The 22876-nt window shown below is 40.0% G+C and carries 20 protein-coding genes and 2 pseudogenes; 6 read left to right on the top strand and 16 right to left on the bottom strand.

Annotated features, from left to right (window positions below; genetic code table 11):
- Positions 1-19 precede the first annotated feature (19 nt).
- The 3 genes from TDE_RS03935 to TDE_RS03945 form a co-directional block, all read right to left on the bottom strand.
- Positions 20-190 (bottom strand): winged helix-turn-helix transcriptional regulator, encoded by a 171-nt coding sequence (locus TDE_RS03935; protein WP_002682075.1) that lies wholly within the window; start codon positions 188-190, stop codon positions 20-22.
- A gap of 97 nt (positions 191-287) precedes the next feature.
- Positions 288-1676, bottom strand: coding sequence for a YfcC family protein (locus tag TDE_RS03940; protein ID WP_002682077.1), 1389 nt, complete (start codon positions 1674-1676; stop codon positions 288-290).
- A gap of 5 nt (positions 1677-1681) precedes the next feature.
- On the bottom strand, positions 1682-2875 hold the full coding sequence (locus tag TDE_RS03945; protein WP_002682078.1) for a M20 family metallopeptidase: 1194 nt from the start codon (positions 2873-2875) through the stop codon (positions 1682-1684).
- A 285-nt stretch (positions 2876-3160) separates the two neighbouring features.
- Between TDE_RS03945 and TDE_RS03950 the strand changes: the two genes are divergently transcribed.
- Positions 3161-4240 (top strand): STAS-like domain-containing protein, encoded by a 1080-nt coding sequence (locus TDE_RS03950; protein WP_002682079.1) that lies wholly within the window; start codon positions 3161-3163, stop codon positions 4238-4240.
- Here TDE_RS03950 and TDE_RS03955 read toward each other — a convergent pair.
- The 3 genes from TDE_RS03955 to TDE_RS03965 all read right to left on the bottom strand — a co-directional run bounded on the left by TDE_RS03955 (position 4237) and on the right by TDE_RS03965 (position 8693).
- Entirely contained in the window at positions 4237-5958 is a 1722-nt protein-coding gene (locus TDE_RS03955; protein WP_002682080.1) for an ABC transporter ATP-binding protein, read from the bottom strand. The two genes, TDE_RS03950 and TDE_RS03955, sit on opposite strands and share 4 nt — an antisense overlap.
- Position 5959: 1 nt before the next feature.
- On the bottom strand, positions 5960-7696 hold the full coding sequence (locus tag TDE_RS03960) for an ABC transporter ATP-binding protein (RefSeq protein ID WP_002682081.1): 1737 nt from the start codon (positions 7694-7696) through the stop codon (positions 5960-5962).
- Positions 7697-8024: 328 nt separating this feature from the next.
- Positions 8025-8693, bottom strand: coding sequence for a TetR/AcrR family transcriptional regulator (locus tag TDE_RS03965; RefSeq protein ID WP_002689825.1), 669 nt, complete (start codon positions 8691-8693; stop codon positions 8025-8027).
- 408 nt (positions 8694-9101) lie between these two features.
- Here TDE_RS03965 and fabZ point away from each other — a divergent pair, with 408 nt between their 5' ends.
- Complete coding sequence (gene fabZ / locus TDE_RS03970) at positions 9102-9533, top strand: 3-hydroxyacyl-ACP dehydratase FabZ (protein ID WP_002670104.1); 432 nt, start codon at positions 9102-9104, stop codon at positions 9531-9533.
- Positions 9534-9536: 3 nt separating this feature from the next.
- Here fabZ and TDE_RS03975 read toward each other — a convergent pair whose 3' ends face one another.
- Complete coding sequence (locus tag TDE_RS03975; protein WP_002682086.1) at positions 9537-10187, bottom strand: CAP domain-containing protein; 651 nt, start codon at positions 10185-10187, stop codon at positions 9537-9539.
- Positions 10188-10259: 72 nt separating this feature from the next.
- On the opposite strand from TDE_RS03975, the gene TDE_RS03980 reads away from it, so the two are divergent.
- The gene (locus TDE_RS03980) at positions 10260-11921 is read left to right on the top strand and encodes a UDP-N-acetylmuramoyl-L-alanyl-D-glutamate--2,6-diaminopimelate ligase (protein ID WP_002682087.1); all 1662 of its coding nucleotides are present in this window, start codon (positions 10260-10262) and stop codon (positions 11919-11921) included.
- Positions 11922-11964: 43 nt separating this feature from the next.
- Positions 11965-12141 (top strand): YegP family protein, encoded by a 177-nt coding sequence (locus TDE_RS03985; protein WP_002672132.1) that lies wholly within the window; start codon positions 11965-11967, stop codon positions 12139-12141.
- Between the two features lie 452 nt (positions 12142-12593).
- On the opposite strand, the gene mnmG is transcribed toward TDE_RS03985, so the two are convergent.
- The 4 genes and pseudogenes from mnmG to TDE_RS04005 form a co-directional block, all read right to left on the bottom strand.
- Entirely contained in the window at positions 12594-14480 is a 1887-nt protein-coding gene (gene mnmG / locus TDE_RS03990) for a tRNA uridine-5-carboxymethylaminomethyl(34) synthesis enzyme MnmG (RefSeq protein WP_002682089.1), read from the bottom strand.
- Positions 14481-14495: 15 nt separating this feature from the next.
- Entirely contained in the window at positions 14496-15788 is a 1293-nt protein-coding gene (locus TDE_RS03995; protein WP_002682090.1) for a M18 family aminopeptidase, read from the bottom strand.
- Positions 15789-15919: 131 nt separating this feature from the next.
- Positions 15920-16333: pseudogene (locus tag TDE_RS04000) on the bottom strand (hypothetical protein); the annotation flags it as partial.
- 114 nt (positions 16334-16447) lie between these two features.
- Positions 16448-16675: pseudogene (locus tag TDE_RS04005) on the bottom strand (Rpn family recombination-promoting nuclease/putative transposase); the annotation flags it as partial.
- Between the two features lie 141 nt (positions 16676-16816).
- On the opposite strand from TDE_RS04005, the gene TDE_RS04010 reads away from it, so the two are divergent.
- Complete coding sequence (locus tag TDE_RS04010; RefSeq protein WP_193328954.1) at positions 16817-17356, top strand: hypothetical protein; 540 nt, start codon at positions 16817-16819, stop codon at positions 17354-17356.
- A complete protein-coding gene (locus TDE_RS04015) occupies positions 17353-18378 on the top strand; it encodes a formylglycine-generating enzyme family protein (RefSeq protein WP_002682092.1) in 1026 nt (341 codons plus the stop codon). Before TDE_RS04010 ends, TDE_RS04015 begins: the two co-directional genes overlap by 4 nt.
- Positions 18379-18601: 223 nt before the next feature.
- Here the strand turns inward: TDE_RS04015 and TDE_RS04020 are convergent, their stop codons facing one another.
- From TDE_RS04020 to rsxC, 5 genes are read right to left on the bottom strand one after another with little or no spacing between them, the layout of a single operon-like run.
- Positions 18602-19174, bottom strand: coding sequence for an electron transport complex protein RnfA (locus tag TDE_RS04020; RefSeq protein ID WP_002670118.1), 573 nt, complete (start codon positions 19172-19174; stop codon positions 18602-18604).
- A gap of 3 nt (positions 19175-19177) precedes the next feature.
- The gene (gene rsxE / locus TDE_RS04025; RefSeq protein WP_002670120.1) at positions 19178-19837 is read right to left on the bottom strand and encodes an electron transport complex subunit RsxE; all 660 of its coding nucleotides are present in this window, start codon (positions 19835-19837) and stop codon (positions 19178-19180) included.
- Entirely contained in the window at positions 19838-20407 is a 570-nt protein-coding gene (locus TDE_RS04030) for an FMN-binding protein (protein ID WP_002670122.1), read from the bottom strand. It abuts the gene before it with no gap.
- A complete protein-coding gene (locus tag TDE_RS04035; RefSeq protein ID WP_002685644.1) occupies positions 20404-21420 on the bottom strand; it encodes an RnfABCDGE type electron transport complex subunit D in 1017 nt (338 codons plus the stop codon). The genes TDE_RS04030 and TDE_RS04035 overlap by 4 nt, the downstream gene beginning before the upstream one ends.
- On the bottom strand, positions 21420-22862 hold the full coding sequence (rsxC, locus tag TDE_RS04040; protein WP_002682097.1) for an electron transport complex subunit RsxC: 1443 nt from the start codon (positions 22860-22862) through the stop codon (positions 21420-21422). The genes TDE_RS04035 and rsxC overlap by 1 nt, the downstream gene beginning before the upstream one ends.
- Positions 22863-22876: the final 14 nt, after the last annotated feature.

Raw genomic sequence — 22876 nt, forward strand, 5'->3', positions numbered from 1 at the left:
ATATAGAAAAACCTGACAATCATAGAAGGTTTTCTTCTCCCCATTTTTGCATAACTTTTAAAACCTTCATAAAGCTTTTTCCCATCTCGGATAGAGAGTACTCTACCCGAGGTGGAATCTCTTTTTCCATCAGTATTTTTTGAATTGCGGAAACCGGTTCACAATTTTTTATAGCTTCTACCGTTTTCATATTATGATAATTTTATCACAAAAGTTATATAAAACAAGTACGCTAAAAAATAACAGTACTTGTTTTATCATAGCATACTAAAACTAATATTTAGAAATTACATTCCTGTCCAGCTTATTAAGTCCAGTAAAAATACAGATACAAAAGACAATAGAATTAAGGCTATTACCGGTTTAATTACCCATTTAAACCATTTATCATAAGAAACTTTGGCTATTGTCAAAGCTCCCATCGTCCAACCCAGAGCCGGTGAAATCATATTTGTAAAAGCATCACCAAATAGGAAGGCTTGCACTGCAACTTGTGATGTTATTCCTAAAGTTTTGGCAATTGGTTCCAAAATCGGCATTAGTACAGCAGCTTTCGCTGTAGCAGAAGGCACTATCGGATTTAATATTGTAATAACTGATGTAATTCCAATTACTGACATACCTCTATTTAAGTTCATCAGTGGTTTTGTTATAAAATATACAATTGTGTCCAATATTTTTCCTTCTACCATAATCATTTGCATTGTAGAAGCAAGCCCAATAACAAATGTAATAAATGCCATCGCTCCCAAACCTTTAGCAAAAGAGTTACCTAATTGATCAGCCGACAAACCTCCTATGAAGCCGATTATTATGGAAGTTACTATAAAAAAACCGATTAAAAATTCATAGATATTCGTCCCAACTGTTAAAGAGTATACTACCAAAGCAATATACTGTAGAATTGTTAAAATCAAAACTATTACAGATCTAACAGGAAGTTCGATTTTTGCAAACTGCTCGTCACTATTAATTTCTTGAAGCCAATCTGTTCCTAATATAGAATTATTCGGATCTTTTTCTATTTTTCTAACATAACTCATTGTAAACATTAGACCGATAATTCCGAAAAGATTCATCATAATAAATCGAAGCCCAAAACCTGAAAAAGATTCCACTCCTAACATAGTTTGGGGAATCAGTACTTTAAGAGTCGGCCCCATACCGAACCCGATCATCGATGGGAAAAAAGTGGCTGCTAATCCGCTGATGGGATCCAATTTTAGCTTTTTAGCAAAAATAACACCTATAGGGACCACTGCTATCAAGGCATCCGTTCCGGCAAATCCGGCAATATATAATATTAAAAAATACAAGACGGGAATTAATACCTTGATACTTTGTTTTTCCAGTTTATAAGTGGCCCAATTTAGAAAATTATCTATAGATTTTGTTTCTAAAATTACAGCCATATTTGCTCCGCTGATCATAACAACCCAAACCACTAAACCTGAATTTACCAATCCCTTCATAAACATAAACATAGATTTGATTAAACTAACAGGTTGTTGTGTTTCCAAAAATTGGAAATTACTGGCATCTATATTACCGTCTGCATCTTTATAAAATTTTCCTGCAGGGATAATATATGTCAAACAAGACATGATTACAATCAAACCGATCATGATAAAGAATAAATGCGGTAGTTTTAATTTTTTTTTATTTTTTTCAGTCATAATAGTTACCCTCTTAAATAATCATAAACAAATTTTACTTGAGCAGCCGTTCCATAATATAACGCTTTTTCGTCCATGTCAAAAAATTCATTATGATGCTCTGCTCCCATCCCCTCTTCTAAATTTTTTATACCGACAAAGGCAAAGACAATCGGAGCTAAACAATTATATTTAGAAAAAGACTCTGATGCAAACCATTTCACTCCCTGTGTTAAAACGCCAGGTAGAATTTCATTGATGCCGTCTCTGGCGATTTTAGATAATTTAATATCATTAATCACCGGATGGACTGCTATTTGATTGGCTCCTTCTGTAAACTCTACTGAACAGTTTTGTGACATTGCCGCATGTTTTGAAGTGGTTTTCATAATGTTAATCGCTTTTTCCCCTTCTTCAGAATCGTAAAATCTTAACGATCCTGTAATTTTAACTTCGTCCGGAATCACATTAAATACTGTTCCTCCATTTATCGAACCCAATCCAAGTGTAACTGTTTTAGTCACATCAATTTGGTTTGACCAAGCGGATGCCAACGCTGTTAAAACATTTGCAGACCCGAAAATAGGACTAATTGACAAATCCGGTCTTGATCCATGTCCTCCTTTGCCTATAACTTTAAAGTCTACCAATATTGCACCTGCCATTACCGGCCCTGCATCAACAGAAATTTTCCCCGCTTCTATAAATGAAACTAGATGATTTCCGTAAATTGCATCAATTTTATAATTTTTTAAAATTTCAATGAGTTGTTCAGCTCCTCCTCCTGCTTCTTCACTTTCTTCAAACATAAAGATTATTTTTCCGGCTAGTAAATCCTTCATTTCGTTAAGAATTTTTGCGGCTGCTAATATTATAGCCATATGACCATCATGAGCACACGCATGCATAGCCCCATCATTTTTTGAAACACTAACTTTTTTCTTTCTTAAATTCATAACATTTTCCTGAATTGGTAGAGCGTCAATATCTGTTCTTAATGCAACAGTCTTGCCTTCTTTTCCCGTATCTAAAATTGCGATAAATCCCGTACCAGGAGTCTCTATAATCTCAAATTCAAGTTTTTTAATTTCTTGTTTTAAAAAAGTTGAAGTTTGATATTCCTTATGCGAGACTTCCGGATTTTCGTGAAGATACCTTCGAGTGGAGATTAGATATTCTTCAAGATTAGATACATTTTTCAGAATAAAATCATTTGACATTTTGTACCTCCTTTATTTAATCGCTTAATGATTAAACGTCTTAACTATATGCTACTATCATAATGCTCTGTTGTCAAGGCCAAAATAGAAAAAAAATAGAACTTTTTGTAATAAATTTATACGCTTTTCATTTGTGATGAGCTTTACCGGTATTTTTCAGATGATTGATATTATCAAAGTCCAAAAAAAATACTTTATTTTATAAAAATATTGATAAAAGCGCTCTTTTATCTTTACATTTATTAGAAAATGGTTTATATTTACTATTAAGATGGGATATAGAGTATGAAGTTTACTAAAGAGATAGAAAAAACTATAAAAACTTTTATAATAGAGCAAGTGTCTTCTCATAAAAACGATATTGTTACTTTTACAATGAAGCATTTCGGTATATCAAAACCGACAACAGCAAAATTTTTAAATCAGCTTGTTTCAGAAGGTATTATTGAAATGAAAAGAAAAGGCCGTTATCCTGATTATTCATTGGTTACAAAAAAATATTTTTTTGTATATAAACTTAAAGATAAGCTTGAAGAAGATGTAATTTTGCGAAAAGATATTTTGCCGCTTTTATCCGGCCTACAAGAAAATGTTCAACGGATTGTTCAATACTGCTTTACCGAAATGGTGAACAATGTTATTGATCACTCAAATGCAGACACAATGAATGTTGAAGTAGACTTAAATGCTTTAAATATTGAAATATTTGTTATAGATAACGGAGTCGGTATATTTAATAAAATTCAAAAAGACCTCGGTCTTGAAGATCCGAAACATTCGATTTTGGAACTTGCAAAGGGGAAATTCACATCGGATCCTGAAAGACACAGCGGTGAAGGAATTTTTTTTACTTCCCGTTTGTGTGATGAATTCACTATCTTGTCTGACAACTTATTTTTTAGTGGTCATCATGAAAATGACTGGCTGCTTGAAAATCCTGATTCCATACCCGTCTCGGGAACTGTGGTTTCGATGTTAATAGAAAAAAAATCTAATTTAAATATTTCAGATATTTTTAATGAGTATGCAGACCCGGATAAACAGCCCGGTTTTTATAAGACCCGTATACCTGTAAAACTTATGCAATATGAAGGAGCTCTACTTCTCTCCCGCTCACAGGCAAAGAGACTCATCACACGCTTTGATAAATTTTTGGAAGTTATTTTAGATTTTCAAGGAGTAAGCGAAATAGGGCAAGCATTTGCAGATGAAGTATTTAGAGTATTTAGAAATGCTCACCCCGATGTTCATTTAAAACCGATAAATTGTGTTCCTGCAGTACAGCGTATGATTGCATATATATCCGCCGATTATTTTCAAAATGTATATAATTCGGATTCAGCGGATATTAACCGATTAAACTAATACACCCATTTTTCCGTGGCTGTAGACTTATCAATCATGTTTTTGTACAATTCGGATTTTTGCAAAAGATCCGCGTGTTTGCCTTCCGCTTCTATTTTGCCTTCGTTCATGACAATAATTTTATCTGCATTTTCGATGGACTTTAATCTGTGCGAAATGATGATAACTGTTTTATCCTTGATAAGTTTATTTAAGCTTTCCTGAATTTTCATTTCGTTTTCGACATCAAGCGACGCACTGATTTCGTCCAAGATAATGATGGGGGCGTTTTTTAAGAAGGCGCGGGCAATCGAAAGACGCTGGCGTTCTCCGCCTGAAAGACGGCTGCCGTTTTCTCCGACAAAGGTATTCCAGCTTTCGGGCAGGGCTTCGATAAACTCGGTACAGTTTGCAAGACGGGCGGCTTCCTTTACTTCTTCATCAGTAGCATTTTTATTTCCGACGCGGATATTTTCCATAATCGATGTGTTGAATAAACCTACGTCTTGGAACACAATCGAAATCTTTTCAAAAAGACTGTCCGTGTCGATTTTTGCAATGTCCTTGCCGTCGATAAGAATCTGCCCCTTGTTGTAATCATAGAGACGAGAGGCCAAACGGAGTACGGTTGTCTTTCCGCAGCCCGAAGGACCGACAAGGGCTGTAACCTGATTTTGTTCGGCCGTAAAAGAAATGCCGTCGATAATTTTTTGCCCGTCATTATAAGAAAACTCAACATCTTTAAATTCGATGCCGTATTTTTGTAAGTTTGCGGGAGAGCCTTCCTGTACTTCGGTTTCTCGCAGCTCATTGATACGCTTAACGCGTGAATCAATGTACATAATCTCTGCAAGGTTTGCTTCGACAGCTGCAACTGCATCGATAATGCGCGAGGCGGCAATGACATAGCCGATAAAGTACAGAAGAGAGGCGGTTCCGGCTAAGTACATTTTTAAACCGAAAAAGACCGTTATCCCGACAGAAAACTTTAGTGCTGCAAGTGCGATATTGAGCGGAATCGCTTGATGGGCTTCAACCGATAGATGAAGTTTTTCAGCTTCATCGACATTGCGGTTTAATTTTTCTGCAACCGTATCCGTGCGGCCGTAGCTTTTAATTTCCTGTTGAAGCTCAATCGCTTCTTGGAAAAATTCGGAACGCTGTCTTTGTTTGTGGAAGTCTCTTGTTGTTTCCCGCACTTGAATCTTCTTTGATAAAATAAGCAGGATAAAGCTCACTACTATCGGTGCAAAGACACAAAGCCCCAAGGCCGGATGGGCTATAATCATCATTGTGCCGATAATTAAAAGATAAATTACCAGTCCTATTGTTTGCGGAATGGCGTGGCTCAATGCGTGTTCAAGAGTTGCGACATCCGCCATAACGGCTTGCGACAAATCTGAAATATCGTGTTTGGAAAAATATGCAAGCGGCAATGCTTTTAAGCGGTTTGCAATTTCGATTCGCAGCTCCTTACATTCTTTAAAAGTTACCGTGTACAGTGTGTTGTAATTTACATGTAAAAGAATGTACATTACCACCGCAATGGCCGCAATAAGGCCTGTATAAAAGTAAGCCGTTTTAAGCGAGCCTTCAAAATAGCCCTGCAAAAAAAACATAATCAAAAACATCGGCAGGATATAGGCGATGTTAGAAAACACCGACCATACCGATGCTGTAACCAAATCCCGAGCACCATGTTCGGTAACTGCAAATAATTTTTGTAATTTCTTTTTCATTTTACACTCTCCACTCGTTCGCATGCGAATACAGTTTCTGCAGCTTGCTGTACTTTCCGTCTTTTTCCATAAGCTCTTTGTCGCTGCCGCGTTCGATTATGTTTCCGTCTTCGACAACCAAAATTTCATCGACATTTTTAATCGAGCTTAAGCGGTGAGCAATCATGATTACCGTTTTGTTTTTCATCAGATTGGAAAAGGCCTGCTGAATTTCGTATTCGTTTTCGGGGTCGGCGGCGGCTGAAGCTTCGTCCAAGATTATGATGTCGGCATTTTTTAAAATGGCTCTGGCGATTGCAACACGTTGAATTTCTCCGCCGGATAAGTGTACGCCTTTAGAACCGATTAAAGTATGTTCTCTATCTTTAAACTTATCCAAGATGTCTTCACATCTGGCAAGGCGGAGTGCGTTCATGACATCTTCGTCGCTTGCGTTTTTATTTCCCATTTTAACGTTTTCAAAAATACTTGTTTTAAAAAGTTTAGATGTTTGAAAAACAAAAGCTATGTTTTTCATTAAGGCGTTTTTGGAGTACGAGGCAATATCTTTTCCGCCGATTAGAATTTCGCCTTCATTTATTCTATAAAAACCTGAGATAAGTTTTGCTATTGTACTCTTTCCTCCGCCCGATGATCCTACGAGTGCATAGGTTTTATTCGGTTCAAGTTTAAAGCTCACGTTTTTCAAAATCTTTTCTTCATTGTAACCGAACGAAACATTTTTAAATTCAATACCGAAGTTGTCGAATTTTTCTTCAGTTCCGTGGGTTATGTTATCCTTGCTCATTTCGGTAAAAAGATTTTCCAGTTTGTCTACAACGCTCTTTGCCTGAAAGTTGTACATGCCGACATACATAACACGCATAAAAGAAGCAAAGAGAATTCCTGTAAAACATACATAAAATACTATTTTTGCGATGATGAGATTTCCGTCCGCACCCTTATTCATATAATAAATTGCTGCAGGGATTGTAAAGGCGGCAAACAAATTGAACAGCACTTGAAACATAACATAAGGGCTTCGGCAGCTGAGCGTGTACTTGTATGCCAAATCGGAATAGTCGATAATTGCCGTGTAAAACGATTTGAAGGATTCTACCGTGCTATTAAAGATTTTTACAACCTGCATACCGCGTACGTACTCCACCGCTTCGCTGTTCATCCTTTCCAAGGCTGCCATGTATTTCTGCATAAAGTTCTTATTGCCCATCATAAACATCATCTGCACACCGCCGATTATCGCGATAATGCTAAGCAAGATACCTAGTTTTATGTCTACCATAAAAACAATGACGAACATTAAAATCGGAGTAAGAAGGGCGGCTACATTGTCGGGAATAAGGTGAGCGACAATCATGTGCGTTTCCTGCGCGTTGTCGTCAATGATTTTGCGAATCTTTCCCGAATTGTTTACATCGAAAAAAGCAAAGGATGCATTCATCAAATGTTTGATTGCCTCCTTTCGTAAATTCGATTCAAGACGGAAACCCAGCACATGCGATGCCCATAGGGACGCGAAATACACAACCGAGTATCCGAGCATAAGAGCGACAATCACCGTTGCATAAAACGATCCGTCCGTAACGCTTTTTGTAACCAAAAAGGCGTACAAAAACTTCCATAAGTACCAAAATGCTCCCATTTGGCAAGCAACGCCTAAAGCGGAGCAAATAATGGAAATATACACGCAGTGTTTTTTTTCCGGCGTATATTTCAATAATCTTTTGTATGTGTCCACAGTGACACCTCCTTTATTTTTTGAAAATATGCGGGCATCTGCTCCACCTATTTTCAAAAATGTTTATTCCATTTATCATAAGCAGCCTCTATGACGTTGCTAAAATATACATAATCACCGTATCAGAACCGCCACGGATGGCGGTAGTGCCAAGCAGTAGCAAGTTTTTCGTTAGAAAAACTCGTCGTTGAAAAGTGTACACGGAGGTACGCTTTTCAACACACCTGCGGGTAATTTTTGCTCATGCATCGTATCTGCACCGTCTATTTGCAAAAGGCTTATTCACGGAATTAATCGTCGGAATAATAGTTTCATTACCAACTACAAATTATCCATTACCCTTTACTTGTTCCATCCAATATTGTTTCCAGCCGGCGCAATGGTATACGTTAAAATCGAGCACATAATCCACTGCTTCTGTTTTTTTTAAGTTATGATAAAAAATCTCTTTTAAATTTTCAAAGCTGATCGTTACCATGACGTGAATAAAAAACCGTATGCGACGCGACAGTTTAACGCCGTCTTGTTTCAGCCATTGAAGTGTTTTACGGTCGATTAAATCGATTGCTTTATCAAAAATGTGCTCATAGGAGCTTCCCTTCGAACAACAGACAATCAGTTTCATCGCATCCCAATTATCGTAAAAAAAATCCACCATTTTTAAGAACCGGCGTTGCGATAGTTCGATAATTGCTGAAAGATCGCTTGTTTTCATACCGAAATTTTCAGCGTCGAATACATCGCGATGCGCTACTATGTCTAAGAATTCGTCGAACACGCCGCTCACAAGAGCTTCGAATATGCCGTCTTTGTTATCAAAAAGGTTATATAGCGCCCCTGTCGTAACCCCTGCCTTTTCGGCGATGGCGCGCACGTTAGTATCTGCAAACTCCTTGTTCAAAAATTCCTGCTTTGCCGCATGCAAAATTTTTGTCCGTGTGTTTAGCTCATCCTTATCGGCGAATATCTTTTCCGTATTGTTATCCATATTTTTCATAACCCTTCTACTAATCAATAACAATGTTACTAAAAAGAGCTGAAAATGTCAAGCAGGGGTAATTATCATAATGCAAAATTCGGATATGAAAAGGAAACATCGAGCAGTGTTATTATTCCGATAACTGTTCCAAAATGAAATCTAAATATGTTTTACTCGATGCCGTAATTACTGTAATATCAGGCCAAACTTTTACCATCAATCAGTTTTCTTCAGTTCATGAATTTGACATACAAAAAATCCTACAAAATAGATAACGGAAAAATACCAATCTTGATTAAATCCTTTAAAGTCGATACGTTTTCTTGTAGTCCTTGTTTAATCTTGGTATTTTGTGTAAAATTATGTGGGTACAAATATTGATTGCCATATTAAGATATTATTTTTATGGAAGATAAGGAGAAATATATGAGTGTTACAAAAGATATTGAAAGCTTAATCCCCCACAGAAAGCCTTTTTTGTTTGTAGACGAGATTATCAGCGCTGACGAAAACGGTAGTGTGAGCGAACACGTCTTTACCCAAGACGAATTCTTTTTTAAGGGTCACTTCCCCGAATACCCTGTTGTGCCGGGGGTTATCCTTGTAGAAACAATGGCACAGGCCGGAGGAGCTGCTTTGAGTTTTCAAAAGATTTTTGAAGAAGGCTCTTTATTTTTTTTGGCTACAGTCGATAAGGTTAAATTCCGATCTCAGGTTAAGCCCGGCGACAAGGTTAGAATGGAGGTTACAAATTTACGTGTATCTCCCCGAATGATTAAACAGGCAGGAAAGGCCTATGTAGGAGACACCCTTGCCGCCGAAGCCGAATGGATGTGCCTCGTCGGCAAAGAAGCTTAAAGCCTATTTTGAAACATAGCCCCCTGCAAAGTCCATAACGCTTACGGCACCGTAGGGGGCTTTACCCTCATCGTTATAACCGATACCTACCTTCTTAAATATCGGGTTGAGAATATTTTTGCGGTGTCCACGGTTCATAACTCCATCGTCGATTAAAAGCTGTGCTACAATTTCTTTCCCTGTTTTAGTGCCGTATGCACAGTTTTTACCTGCCTTTATAAGCCACTTTCCATAACGGTTCATACGGTCAAACGGAGAAGACCCATCGCTGCCGTTATGACCTATTTTTCCCGTATTAGCCTGGTCATCGGCAAGCCACTGGGCAGCAAGACACAGGCCGTTTTCAAGCGCTAAAGTTTCCATGGGGTTTGTATTTATCAAAACATCAATACATTCTTGTACTGCCGGTGCCCCCTCATTTGTTTGTAAAGGAATTTGTCCCGGAACTTTATATAGTTTTCCGTCAAAATATTTCAGTCGGGGCTTAAGCTCCTCTTCTGCATATTTTTTAGGGTCACTTCTCACTCTGTTAAGTTCAGTTAGAATTTCATTTACAATATGTACATTTTTGGGTTTACCTAAAAAAAGATTTTCACATGAACTTAACAAAATAAAGATTGCAAAGAGCCAAAGTGCAAATAACTTGTTTTTCATATCCTTACCTCCGCAAAATTAAATGTATAATTACCATAATTGAATAAAACAAATTAAACAAATAATTATAGCATGAATTATGTCTTATATCAATATTACTTGATAATTTTTATTTTATCAATTATACTTTTTAATATGGAATACACAAAATCGATTGCGGAATGCATCAAAGCTATTGAAGTTGTAAATTGTTTTGGAAACGATAAATCTCTTATCAATTCTGTAGAGTATGATTCACGTAAGGTTAGGGCTTACAGTTATGACGATAAGACGGGCTTAAAAAAAGGAGCCGCCTTTTTTGCTCTTCCCGGGATTCATACCGACGGAAAAAAATTTATAAATTCTGCAATCGAAAACGGAGCCGTCTGTATTTTTTATGAGGGAGATTTAAATAATCATTCTTGTGATGAAATTTGTTTTGTTCAGGTGAACGATGTGCGCAAAACCATGTCCAAGGTTTCTGCCCTTCTTTATGATGAACCGTCAAGGACACTAGGCGTAATAGGTGTTACCGGAACCGAAGGGAAGAGCAGCACTGTTTCTTTTATCTTTCAGCTTTTAAACCTTTGCGGAAAAAAGGCAGGCTTTTTTTCTACCGTAGAATACTCCATAGACGGGAACGTAATTCCGAACCCGGAACATCAGACTACTCCCGAATCTAATGTCGTTCAGCTGCGTCTGGCTCAAATGAGGGATTCAGGCTGCAGCTATGCCGTAGTTGAAGCCTCGTCGCACGGTCTTTCCCCGAAGACTGCCCGTCTTGAAGATGTGATTTTTGATGCAGGTGTTTTTATGAACGTAACTCAGGAACACTTGGAATTTCACGGAACCATCGAGCAGTACCGATATGATAAGGCCAATCTTTTTAGGGCTTTGGATAAAAATCCGGGAAAAGGATTTCCCATATTCGGAATAGTAAACTATGAAGATCCGTCCGCCCCTTATTTTATGGAAGCAACTCAAAAAAATGTCTACCCTTTTAGCACCGAGCTTAAAGACCTAAAAAAAATTGAAGAATATAAAGGTCTTTTTGCAAAGGATATTGAAGAGTCTTCAAGCGGAATTAAATTTACGCTTTGCGATTTTTCTTCTAGAAAAGAATACGGGTGCGAATTAAAACTTGCAGGAATCTTTAATGTAAAAAATATTCTCGCCTCGGTCTTGGCAGTACAAAGAATTACGGGCCTTGATATCGCGTGCATAATCGAAAAACTTCCTCTTGTAAAACCCGTAAAGGGAAGAATGATGCTGATAGATGAGGGGCAGGATTTTGAGGTGCTTATCGATTATGCTCACACGCCTTCTTCCTTTATGACAATTTTTCCTTCAATAAAAGAACGCATAAAAAAATCGGGAGGAAAGGTCATAAGTCTTTTCGGTTCAGGCGGAGAAAGAGACGTAAAAAAGAGGCCGGAGCAGGGAAGGATTGCAGCCCTATATTCCGATATTGTAATTCTTGCAGACGAAGATCCGCGCGGCGAGGACTCCGTTGAACTTTTGGAAATGATAGCCGCAGGCTGTCCCGAAAAAAAACGCGGAGAAGAACTCTTTATAATCCCCGACCGCCCCTCTGCAATCAAAAAAGCCTTCAGTCTTGCAGGTAAAAACGATGCAGTCCTCCTTTTGGGAAAGGGTCATGAAAACTCCATCATCTTTAAAGATAGAACCATGCCCTACGATGAAGAAACCACGGCAAGAAAATTATTAATCGGCGCAGACTGTACAAATCCGTAAATATTGGATACAATAACAGTAACATAATTATAAGGAGTCTATTATGGCAGGAAAATTTGAAATTTACAAAGACAAATCAAACAAATTCCGCTTTAGATTAAAAGCAGGAAACGGTGAAGTAATTGCTGTAGGTGAAGCTTATGAATCAAAAGCCGGTTGTTTAAGCGGCATAGAATCCGTGCGCAAAAATGCACCTGATGCTGCAGTTGTTGAAGTTTAAAACAACTGATTTTTAATCCCACGGGCTGTCTTAAAAGTTAGGCTATTTACGGCAGCCCCTTTAAATTTATCCCAACCACTTTGTTTTTACCTTGTCTAAAGAATAAACCAAAAACTTTGTAACAATGCCGGATTCCAAAGGGCGGCAAGCCCTTTGGCAGTTTTTGAATCAGCCTCTTGTAAATAGGCGAGGCAGATACAAGGCACGAATAAAAAACACCCACAGGCGTGCTTTTTGCAGAATATATTTTTTATGTTACTTTGCATATCCCAACCTTTAAATTTGCTTAAATCATTTGTTTTTAATACTTAACTAAAGAACGTATTTAAACATTGCACAATAGTCCGGGTTCTTAGGGCAGAGCCCTAAGCAGCGCGAGGAAAAGGAAGTAGGGGTTTTAGGGGAGGAAGGAAAACCTGTTCTGTCGGGTTGTCCTTCCTCCCCTAAATTGTTTATAAGAGTATGGATAGTAACATAATATCCGAAGGCCTAATCCCCCTAATTCGGCTTGCTTGACCTATGGTTTCGGGGCGTACTTCTTTTAGGCGGGTTCGCGATTCGGTAGAGAGACCCGAAACGGCATCATAGTCAAAGTCAGCAGGGATTTTAGTGTTTTCCATACGTTTCACCTTGGCTATCTTCCTGTTTTGAACGGCTATGTAGTGTTCATACCTTATTTCAAGCTCGGCCGATTCTAAAAGTTCTGCACTGTAATCCTTAGAATTTTCATCTATTGCACATATACATTCAAGGGAAACCTGAGGGTCATGGAGGGCATCGGCAAGACTCTTCCCGATATGGTTTTTAAGTTCGGGATTTTTTGCAATGAGGTCCCTCGTAATCTTTATATCCTTCCATAGCGATATTATTTTTTCTCTGGTTAAAAGTTTTTCCTTTAGGCGGTTTGAAGCCTCCTTGGTTTGAAGGCCTATCTGATAAGCCCTTTCCGTAAGCCTTTCATCGGCCGTGTCATGCCTCAGGTTCAGTCTGTACTCTGCACGGGCCGTAAACATTCGGTAAGGCTCATCCACTCCCTGAGTTACAAGGTCGTCTATCATAACGCCTATGTAGGCCTCATCCCTCTTTAGCACAAATGGAACATATTTTTCGTCTTTAAATTTTAGAGAGCGCGAAAAAAGGGCTGCGTTTATACCGGCTATTATGCCTTGGCCTCCGGCTTCTTCATAGCCTGAAGTTCCGTTTATCTGTCCTGCCAAAAAGAGGCCTTCAATCCGCCGTGTCTGCAGATCCGATGAAAGCTGGATCGGCGAAACATAGGCATAGTCTACGGCATAGGCGGGACGGGTAATTATTACATCCTTAAAGCAGGGGATGGTTCTTATCATTCTGTCCTGCACGTCTTCTGGAAGCGAGGAAGAAAGCCCGTTTATATAAAGCTCTTCCGTGTTTAAGCCTTCCGGTTCTATGTAGACATGGTGGCGGTCCCTTTCGGGGAATTTTTTAATCTTATCTTCGATGGAGGGACAGTAGCGGGCTCCCGTCCCTGTGATTTTGCCCGAAAAAAGGGCTGCCCTGTGAAGGTTCTCTCTTATTATATCGTGGGTTTCCTGATTGGTATGAGTTATATAGCATTTTGCATAAGGCCTGTGTATTTCCGCATTTGAAAAAGAAAATGGCCGCATAATCTCATCGGCTTCCTGCTCTTCGGTAAGGGAAGAATCAAAGGAGCGGCGGAGGATACGCATGGGCGTTCCAGTTTTAAGCCTGCCCACGGTAAAGCCTTTCTTTGCAAGGGCGGGGCCGAGACCTATGGCAGCTCTTTCGCCAAGCCTTCCGTCGGGAGATTCGTATTCGCCTATGTAAATCTTGCCTTCCATAAAGGTACCGGTTGCAAGGACTACTGCCTTAGCCGAAAATTCTCTTCCTCTTTCCGTTTTTACATATTGAACACTTCCCTTTTCTACATAGCCCGACTCATTTGTGTTTGAAGAAACTATATCGATAACGGTGTCCTGAAAAACATGGAGGTTCTTTTCAAGCTCTATTGCGTGCTTTGCCAGTTGAGAATAAAGGAATTTGTCGGCTTGAACCCTTGGCGCCTGAACTGCCGGCCCTCGGCTCTTGTTTAAGAGCCTGTACTGAATCATCGAGGCATCTGCGAGCTTCCCCATTTCGCCGCCGAGGGCATCTATCTCGCGGACTATGTTTCCCTTGGAGATGCCGCCTATCGAAGGATTGCATGAAAGGCGGCCCGCGCTGTCGAGAGTCTGGGTAATCAAGAGGACAGCTTCCCCCATTCTGGCGGAAGCTAGGGCGGCTTCAATGCCTGCATGTCCTGCTCCTACGACTATTACATCATAATCGGAAAATCTATACATTTTCTTGTAAAACTCTTATTTGTAAAATTCTGCAAAGGCCTTTGTAATATATTCCTGATCTTCGGTGCCTCCCAATTCCCGCACCGAATGCATACCCAATATGGGGTTTCCTATATCGACACTCTTTATGTTAAGGTTAGAAACGGAAATCGGGCCTATCGTCGAGCCGCCGGCCATATCGGAGCGGTTTACGAAGTTTTGGCATGGAACTTTCGCCCTTGCACAGATATCCCTAAAGATTGCAGCCGATATACCGTCTGTAGTATAGCTCATAGAAGCGGCTACCTTAATTGCGGGTCCCTTGTTCATAAGCGGGAAGTTTGTAATATCGTTTTTTTCCGTATAGTTGGGATGAAGGGCATGTGCCTGATCCGCAGAGATTAAAAAGGATTTAGCCAAGGCTTTTTGCAATTCTTCAAAAGCATTTCCCTTTGAGGTGCTTACGATTATTCTTTGCAAGGTATCGTGGAGGAAGGGGCTGCCCGCTCCTTGGGCTGTCCTTGAGCCGACTTCTTCGTTGTCAAAGATAGCGGCAACCTGCACAAAATTTGAAGGGAGGGCATCGCCTAGGGCATCGATGGATGCACAGGCCATTCCAAGGTTATCTATTCTTCCTACAGAAAAGAACTCATCGTTTGCTCCGATAAAGCAGCCGGGCTGTCTGTCATAGAGGTAGAGGTCAAAGTCCAAAATCTTATCAACCGTTACTCCGGCTTCTTCGGCGATAAGGTTCATCAAAAAGCCCTTTTCTTCAAGTTTTTCGTTTATTAAAGCGATTAGAGGGAGGGTATCTTTTTGCTTGTTGAATTTATAGCCGTCGTTTATCTCCCTATTCATGTGAATGGCAAGGCTCGGAATTGTTAAAAGGTTTTTATCGAAGTTGATAAGTTTTACTTCAGGTTTTAAAAGATCGCCGGTTTTTATGATAACCCTTCCTGCAGCCGAAAGGGGTCTGTCAAACCATGTTGAAAGGATTACCCCTCCGTAACCTTCGGTGTTTAGTTTTAAATAGTGATTGTTTACTTTAATTTCGGGATTGGGTTTTATGCGGAAAGTAGGAGAATCGCTGTGGCTTCCTACAATCCTAAAGCCGTTTTCGGCATTGCCCGATTTAGGCATTTGCCATGCTATTAAAGCGCTTCCATTATTTGTTACAAAATATCTTCCTTGAGGCTTTAACTCAAATGTGTCTTCTCTGTTTAAATGAACAAAGCCCTTTGCTTCTAAAAATTCGCCTGCATTTTTTATTGCATGGTAAACCGATGGGCTTTTGTCGATGAACTTCATCAATGCTTCCGCTTTTTTCATATTCTAAGCTCCTTATTCTGATGTATTGAAGATTATATCAGAATATGGAATTCAAGGCAATGCGTTCCCCTACAAAAATGCTGTAAGTGCGGTATAATTACGATAAACATCTACTATGTTAAAGTAAAAAATTACAGTTTTTCTATTTCTGATTTGGGAAGGCCTGTCATTAACAAAATTTCAGAAGTTGGATAGCCTCGCTGTTTCATAAGTATAGCTGTTTCTCTCTTAGTTTTATAAGCTCCTCTATCCATAGCATCCATTTCAAAAGTAGACATTAATCTGTATTCCTGTCTTGCTTGTTCATTATTTTTTATTGTTTGTATCATAGCGTCTATCCTCCTTGTAAATTTACTCTTTGCTTTACCTGTTTTAAGGTATTCTAAAAATTCCTTTAATTCCTTATTTTTAGTATCATTAAAGGCTTCTGCGTTTATTATAACCTTTTTTGTTCCATCGTGTAAAGATATATTTTTATCTTCAACACAGGTATTTTCAAAGGTATAAACAGATCTATTTTTGCCTATAGCATCAAAAGTACAAATCAACAACCCCGACGCAGAGCATCGGGGTTGTTGTTCTCATAAGGTGGTTGCAGTCGGTTTTAATACCATTTGTTACGACGCAGAGCGTCGAGGTATTAAAACCTCCGCACGAATAAAAATTATAAAGCTATCGTTTAAGTTATTATAGGAATTGCCTTTATCCAAGAACGAAATATCAATGGCTGCTTGGTAAAACCTCATTCTTTTAGGTATATTTCGTTCATTGCTTACCTGCATTTCAACATCATAAAATTTACCTTTTTCTGTCTGCACTAAAACATCAAACCTTACGGATTTTGCCTGTTCGTAGGTGTTAATATTATGCTGTATCGAAAAAAGAGTAAATTATAAAAAATTTGTGACGAATTTATGTGACTAATTTGATTGATAGTTTTTTATACTTAAACTAATTATTCTACAAATTTAACAAAATTGATATTTTGACCCTTGACTTTAAGTTTTTTTGTTTGATATATTTATAGTATGAAAAAGAATTGCATAAAAGCAGCACTCTTTGTTATGGTATTTTTAAGAGGTTTATTTCTTTTTGCTCAAGAAACGAATGAGGAGCCTAAGATGCAAAAAGACCGGCTTCATTGGTCTTTGGGGCTTTTGCTTGAAGGAAATATGAATGTGCCGAAAGACTGTGCCTTGGGCACGGGGCTTTACGGAATGGTTGTTCTGCCTGATTGGGTAAAGGTCGGCAGGTTTTCGGCCGGAGCAAAGCTTTTGTATTCGACTGGATTTAAAAGATATAGTCTGCTTGATACGGCGCTTTTGTTCCGTTGGAATTTTTATGACTTTGAAAAATTAAAAAAAGTAGATTCGGGCTTTTTTTTCCAAGCGGAAGGGGGCCTTTCCTTAGGCTGGAACCGCAAGGCTTCAAAACCCTTTGTGTTCGGTTTGGGGGAAGCGGCGTTCGGCTACCGCTTTACAGTAAAAAACTTTTTTATAGAGCCCTACATAAGAGGCGGTTATCCTGTAATATGGGCCGCCGGAATAAGCGGAGGATTTAGAATATGAAAAAGACTTTAGTTATATTTTTAGCGGTACTTTTGGTATCGGTTTTATCTTGTACAAACCCTTTTTTAAAAAAGATGTTGGTTGAGGATGATACAGTAAAGCCCGATCTAGGCTCTTTTGAAGATGCAGGCGACTTTGTAAAAATAATCCCGCCTGCAAACGGCATCGCAGGCGTTGAGCCTGACCCCGCTACCTTACCCGGAAATGAAGCTAAGTGGAAGGGCGTATTTATTGCCGGCCGCAAAGTAAAATTAAGCCCCTACAAGCTGGGCAAGACAGAGGTAACCTATAAACTTTGGAAAGAAGTCTATGATTGGGCTACTGGAAAAGGGTATCAGTTTGCTCATCCGGGGACAAAAGGCAGTTCCGGAACCGGAAATGACAAAGAACAACCTGTAACTAAAGTAAGCTGGCGGGACTGCATTGTGTGGTGTAATGCTTATACGGAAATGAAGATGGATGAAAATGAATGCGTATACCGCAAAAGCGATTCTACCGTATTAAAAGACTCAAGGGACTCAGCCGGGGCTGCTTGCGATGCTGCCTATGCCGATATGAAGAAAAGAGGCTTTCGCCTTCCAACCGAAGCCGAATGGGAGTATGCTGCCCGCTGGCAGGGAAGTGTAGAAACAAATGCGGTTCAATACGGCGATGTATGGCTGACCAAACTGTACAGTGCAAGCGGAGCAACAGACAAGTGGGACACGGCTGAAACGGGAGAGGTTGCATGGTATTCTGGTAATTCAGGTAGTAAAACCAATCCTGTAGGAAAAAAACGGAAGAATGCTCTCGGTTTACATGACATGTCAGGAAATGTCTTGGAATTGTGTTTTGATTGGTATGCCAGCATAGTAGCAGGAGAGGTTTCTGATCCTCAAGGTGCTACGTCGGGCCCCGGCCGTGTTGTACGCGGCGGCCGTTGGAACTGTGAGGCGAAGTTCTGCACTGTAGGTCTTCGAAACTACAGCACCCCTTATGGGAAGGGCGACGCTCTCGGCTTCCGTGTGGCTTGCCGGCCGTGAGGCTCTGAAAAATATAAAAGGGCGTAAATTTCACAACCGGCACGGATGCCGGTGGTTTAAACTTACGAGTTTTTTGCGAAGCAAAAATACTCGAAGCTGAAAAATGTACAAGGGCGTAAATTTCACAACCGGCACGGATGCCGGTGGTTTAAACTTACGAGTTTTTTGCGAAGCAAAAATACTCGAAGCTGAAAAATGTACAAGGACGTACATTTTTCAGCGGTTAAATCAGTCCTTTGAAACCTTCAAATGCCATGGATAGAAGGGCTGCAGCAATAAAGAGAATGGGCGTTCCTTTTAAGAATTTCGGAACAGGGGCATTATCTATTCTTTGTCTTAAGCCTGCCAAAAGCAAGAGCGAAATCATAAAGCCGAAAGCTGAACCTGCAGCATGAACAAGGGCTTGTACAAAGGTATAGCCTTCATCAATGGCATCGATTGTAACTGCAAGGATTGCACAGTTTGTCGTAATCAGGGCCAAATAAACCCCCATCGAGCTGTAAAGGGCAGGAGCCGCTTTTTTTAGATAGAATTCTACCAGCTGAACCAAGCTTGCAATTACCAAGATAAAGATAAGGGTCTGAAGGAATTCGAGGTTTCCTATCAATACGTAATTGTATATGGGATAGGTTACGGCTGTGGCCAAAAGAGTAACGAAGAGTACGGCCCAGCCCATGCCTACCGATTTTTTTACGTCGGAGGACATTCCTATAAAGGGGCAAAGGGCTAAAAAGCGCATTAAAACTACGTTTTTTACAAGGATTGCAGAAAGAAAAATACTAAGTGTTTCGGGCATTTTTTACTCCTCCTCTTTTTTAGCTTCCGGCTCGGTTTGCGGAGCAGGCGAACTTTGAATTTTTTTCTTAGGTCTTTCTAAAAGCTTTTTTGCAAAGAGGTTTATCGAAATCATAATACCGAATACAAAAAAGCCGCCGGGTGCATTTGCAAAAAAGCGTATATGATAGGCTTCGGGTATAAAGACGTTTCCAGCCAAGGATCCCGAGCCTAAGATTTCTCTTATAGCCGAAATAAGCACAAGAACTATCGTATAGCCGACTCCCATTCCCAGAGCGTCTAAAACGGATTTTCCGGGGCTTTCTTTTGAAGCAAAGGATTCGACTCTTCCCATAATAATACAGTTTACAACGATCAGCTTAATAAAAAGTCCCATTGCATCCGCTAGGGCAGGGGTATAGGCCTGCATCAATAGGTCTACAATGGTCGTAAAAGAGGCTATTACTATGATAAAAACCGGAATTCTTATGTCCTGAGGAATTAGTTTTCTAAAAATACTTATGATTAACTCGCTCATAACGATAACAAAGGTCATTGCAAGTCCCATTCCAAGGCCGTTTAGGATATTTGTTGTAACAGCCAGAGAAGAACAGAGGCCTATCATTAAAACCAAAAGGGGATTGTTTCGGATAATTCCGTTTGTGAAAATGCTTAAATTTTTCATTTATTTTCCCTCCTCCAAGTTATTTTTGGCCATATATTCTATTGCCGTAACGGAAGCATCTTTCACGATGGCTGCAACACCCCTCGAGGTTATTGTAGCTCCTCCGATTGCATTTATATCGGCATTTACTTCAAAGGCCGAATCAAGAGCCTTTCCGTTAAACTGTCCGGCAAAGGGCTCGTCCGCAGCCTTGCTTCCTAAGCTGGGTGTATCGGTAAGCTCTAAGAATTCTATCTTGCGTATTGTCTTGTTTAGGTCCATGGCTATCAATATGGTTGCACTTGCATAGGTGGGCCCCTTAGCGGTTATGGTAAGGCCTACGGTTTTTCCGTTTTTTATTGCCGTATAAGCATTTAAAAACGTGGTTTTATTTAAGCCTTCGGGGATTTCCGCGCTTATTTCTTTAAAGTCTTCAGCTTCAGGAAAAACGGCTTTTAATGCCCTGTTTGTCTTTTCTATCTTTACTTCAGCAATTCGCGGAGCCGTAAAGTTGTAAACTGCCGCAAGGGCTAAACATGCTATAACCGCATAGGCTGAAAGGGTAAGGGCTAACTTTATCATCTGTTTCATTTTGCAGCCTCCTTGTTCTTTTTGGGCGGTTTTACATAGCCGTATTTTACGGGTATAATTTTGTTTAAAAACGGAACTACGGCATTCATTATAAGAATACTGTACATAACACCTTCGGGCATACCTGAAAATAAGCGGATAAGGCCGGTTATAAGGCCGCAGCCTGCACCGAAAAGGAGTTTACCTTTTGGAGTTACGGGGCTTGTTACATAATCGGTTGCCATAAAGACGGCTCCGAAGGCTAAACCTCCCGAAGTCAGGGTTAAAATAGGGTTTATACCTGCGATTGAGGTAATTACGACTGCTGTTAACATCATAGTAACGGGCGTTTTCCAGTCGATGACCTTTTTAAAGAGGAGATATGCAAAACCTAAAAGAATTAGGAGTATGCTTGTTTCGCCTATACAGCCCGCATGGTTTCCCAAAATAAGCTGAGTATAAAGGTCAGTGCTTGAACTCAAATTTAAAGTTTTGGCTATTTCGGATGCACTCAGTGCAATGCCTTCTTTTGCGTTTATGAGCTTTAAAGGTGTTGCCGTGCTCACTGCATCAAAGATGGAGTTCCCGGGTTGTATCCAGCTTGTCATTGCTCCCGAAAAGCTTGCAAACATAAAGGCTCTTCCTACCAAGGCAGGGTTAAATACGTTTGCACCAAGTCCCCCGAAAAATTCCTTGGCTACAACTATTGCAAAAAAACAGCCTAGGATAAGCATCCATATCGGAAGATTCGGCGGAATTACAAGGGCAAGCAGAAGGCCTGTAATAACGGCTGAAAGGTCTTTTACTCTTATATCCAGCCTGCATATTTTTCTAAATAAGCTTTCAAATCCTACACAGCAAAGAACCGAAACTATGATTCTAACTAATGCAGGTATCGAAAAAAGATAGATTCCATAGGCTGTTAAAGGCAGCAGGGCTATAATTACATCCAGCATTAAGGTTTGAGTCTTGACCGGTGTTACAACATGGGGAGCCGGAGACATAAAAATTTCGTTTTTATCGGATTCTGCCATTATTTGCCTCCTTCTTCGGTTTTTTTAGCCTCAGGCTCTTGTTTTTGAGCTTCAGCTGCTTTTTTTTCTGCTGCTGCGGCCTTCGCTGCAGCTTTGGCATCTCTTTTTTGCTTTTCTTCCCTTGCTATCTGCTTACCAATCTTAACTCTTTGAACGAGTTTAATGCGGGCAGGGCAGGTATAAGCGCAGGTTCCGCATTCTACACAGTCTAAAAGACCGCAGCGGATAGCTTCTTCGGTATTTCCGGCATTTAATGCTCTAACGATTAAAACGGGAGAAAGGTGACAGCTGCATACGTCAATACACTTACCGCAACCTATACATGGGCTTTCTTCTTCTAAGGAAATTTCTTCCTTTGTTAAAAAAAGTACACCTGAGGTATTTTTTTGAATAGGGAAGTCTGCATTTTTCATGGCAAAGCCCATCATCGGGCCGCCTGAGATTATTTTTACGACTCCCGGTTTAAGGGAAACTACGCTTGGAATAAGGTCCCCGACGCAGGTTCCTATAGGGGCTATTACGTTTAAGGGCTTTTCGCAGGCCCCGCCGCCTATGGTTAAGGCTCTGTCGATAAGGGGTTTACCCAAACGGAAGGCTTCGGATATCGCTTTTAAGGTTCCTACGTTTTGGATAACGCAGCCTATTTGGAAGGGAAGGCCTCCTGAAGGGATTTCCCTGTTTACGACTGCATCCGTAAGAGTTTTTTCTCCGCCCTGCGGATATTTTGTTTTACAAAGTTGAACGCTTATATCGTAAGCACCTGCGGCAATCGGATTTGCTTTAATTTTTGAAATAGCCTTTTCCAAAACCGGAACCAAATCTTTTTTATTGTCTTCAAGGGCTATAATTCCTTGTTTTGCGCCTACTATACGCATAGTTATTGCAAGTCCGTCTACAATGCTATCCGAATCGCTAAAAATCGTAGCGGCATCCGTGCAAAGATAGGGTTCACATTCCGCTCCGTTTGCTATTACATACTCGATTTTTGCATCGGGAGGAGGGCTTAATTTTACATGAGTAGGAAATGATGCTCCTCCCATGCCCGTAATGCCTGCATCCCGTACTCTTTTAAGAGCTTCTTCCTTTGTGCATGTAAAAGGGTCAAGGGGAGGCATAAATTCTTCCCTATTTTCTTCATCTATTTCGATTAAAAAACAAAGATTTTCCGTATTTCCGGTTACAAGATGAGGTTCTATCTTTTTTACCTTTCCTGAAACGGAGGAATGGACGGGAGCCGACATAAATTTATCGGTTTCGGCTATCTTTTGCCCTCTGGCAACCAAATCCCCTACGCTTACAAGAGGTGTATTAGGCATGCCTCCCTGCGTAATAGGAATCCAAACTGATTTATTTGACGGTAATACCCTAATGACGCTGTCGCTAGGTGAGACCGCCTTTCGCTCGGGCGGATGCACTCCGCCTTTAAATGATTTTATACCCATACCTGTATTTTATA

Source organism: Treponema denticola ATCC 35405 (genome assembly GCF_000008185.1).
Lineage (GTDB): Bacteria > Spirochaetota > Spirochaetia > Treponematales > Treponemataceae > Treponema_B > Treponema_B denticola.

What these genes read in the sequence shown, in the direction of transcription:
- TDE_RS03935 (WP_002682075.1), bottom strand. Translation starts at nt 190, where the DNA reads ATGAAAACGGTAGAAGCTATAAAAAATTGTGAACCGGTTTCCGCAATT.
- TDE_RS03940 (WP_002682077.1), bottom strand. Translation starts at nt 1,676, where the DNA reads ATGACTGAAAAAAATAAAAAAAAATTAAAACTACCGCATTTATTCTTT.
- TDE_RS03945 (WP_002682078.1), bottom strand. Translation starts at nt 2,875, where the DNA reads ATGTCAAATGATTTTATTCTGAAAAATGTATCTAATCTTGAAGAATAT.
- TDE_RS03950 (WP_002682079.1), top strand. Translation starts at nt 3,161, where the DNA reads ATGAAGTTTACTAAAGAGATAGAAAAAACTATAAAAACTTTTATAATA.
- TDE_RS03955 (WP_002682080.1), bottom strand. Translation starts at nt 5,958, where the DNA reads ATGAAAAAGAAATTACAAAAATTATTTGCAGTTACCGAACATGGTGCT.
- TDE_RS03965 (WP_002689825.1), bottom strand. Translation starts at nt 8,693, where the DNA reads ATGAAAAATATGGATAACAATACGGAAAAGATATTCGCCGATAAGGAT.
- fabZ (WP_002670104.1), top strand. Translation starts at nt 9,102, where the DNA reads ATGAGTGTTACAAAAGATATTGAAAGCTTAATCCCCCACAGAAAGCCT.
- TDE_RS03975 (WP_002682086.1), bottom strand. Translation starts at nt 10,187, where the DNA reads ATGAAAAACAAGTTATTTGCACTTTGGCTCTTTGCAATCTTTATTTTG.
- TDE_RS03980 (WP_002682087.1), top strand. Translation starts at nt 10,260, where the DNA reads ATGAATTATGTCTTATATCAATATTACTTGATAATTTTTATTTTATCA.
- TDE_RS03985 (WP_002672132.1), top strand. Translation starts at nt 11,965, where the DNA reads ATGGCAGGAAAATTTGAAATTTACAAAGACAAATCAAACAAATTCCGC.
- mnmG (WP_002682089.1), bottom strand. Translation starts at nt 14,480, where the DNA reads ATGTATAGATTTTCCGATTATGATGTAATAGTCGTAGGAGCAGGACAT.
- TDE_RS03995 (WP_002682090.1), bottom strand. Translation starts at nt 15,788, where the DNA reads ATGAAAAAAGCGGAAGCATTGATGAAGTTCATCGACAAAAGCCCATCG.
- TDE_RS04010 (WP_193328954.1), top strand. Translation starts at nt 16,817, where the DNA reads ATGAAAAAGAATTGCATAAAAGCAGCACTCTTTGTTATGGTATTTTTA.
- TDE_RS04015 (WP_002682092.1), top strand. Translation starts at nt 17,353, where the DNA reads ATGAAAAAGACTTTAGTTATATTTTTAGCGGTACTTTTGGTATCGGTT.
- TDE_RS04020 (WP_002670118.1), bottom strand. Translation starts at nt 19,174, where the DNA reads ATGCCCGAAACACTTAGTATTTTTCTTTCTGCAATCCTTGTAAAAAAC.
- rsxE (WP_002670120.1), bottom strand. Translation starts at nt 19,837, where the DNA reads ATGAAAAATTTAAGCATTTTCACAAACGGAATTATCCGAAACAATCCC.
- TDE_RS04030 (WP_002670122.1), bottom strand. Translation starts at nt 20,407, where the DNA reads ATGAAACAGATGATAAAGTTAGCCCTTACCCTTTCAGCCTATGCGGTT.
- TDE_RS04035 (WP_002685644.1), bottom strand. Translation starts at nt 21,420, where the DNA reads ATGGCAGAATCCGATAAAAACGAAATTTTTATGTCTCCGGCTCCCCAT.
- rsxC (WP_002682097.1), bottom strand. Translation starts at nt 22,862, where the DNA reads ATGGGTATAAAATCATTTAAAGGCGGAGTGCATCCGCCCGAGCGAAAG.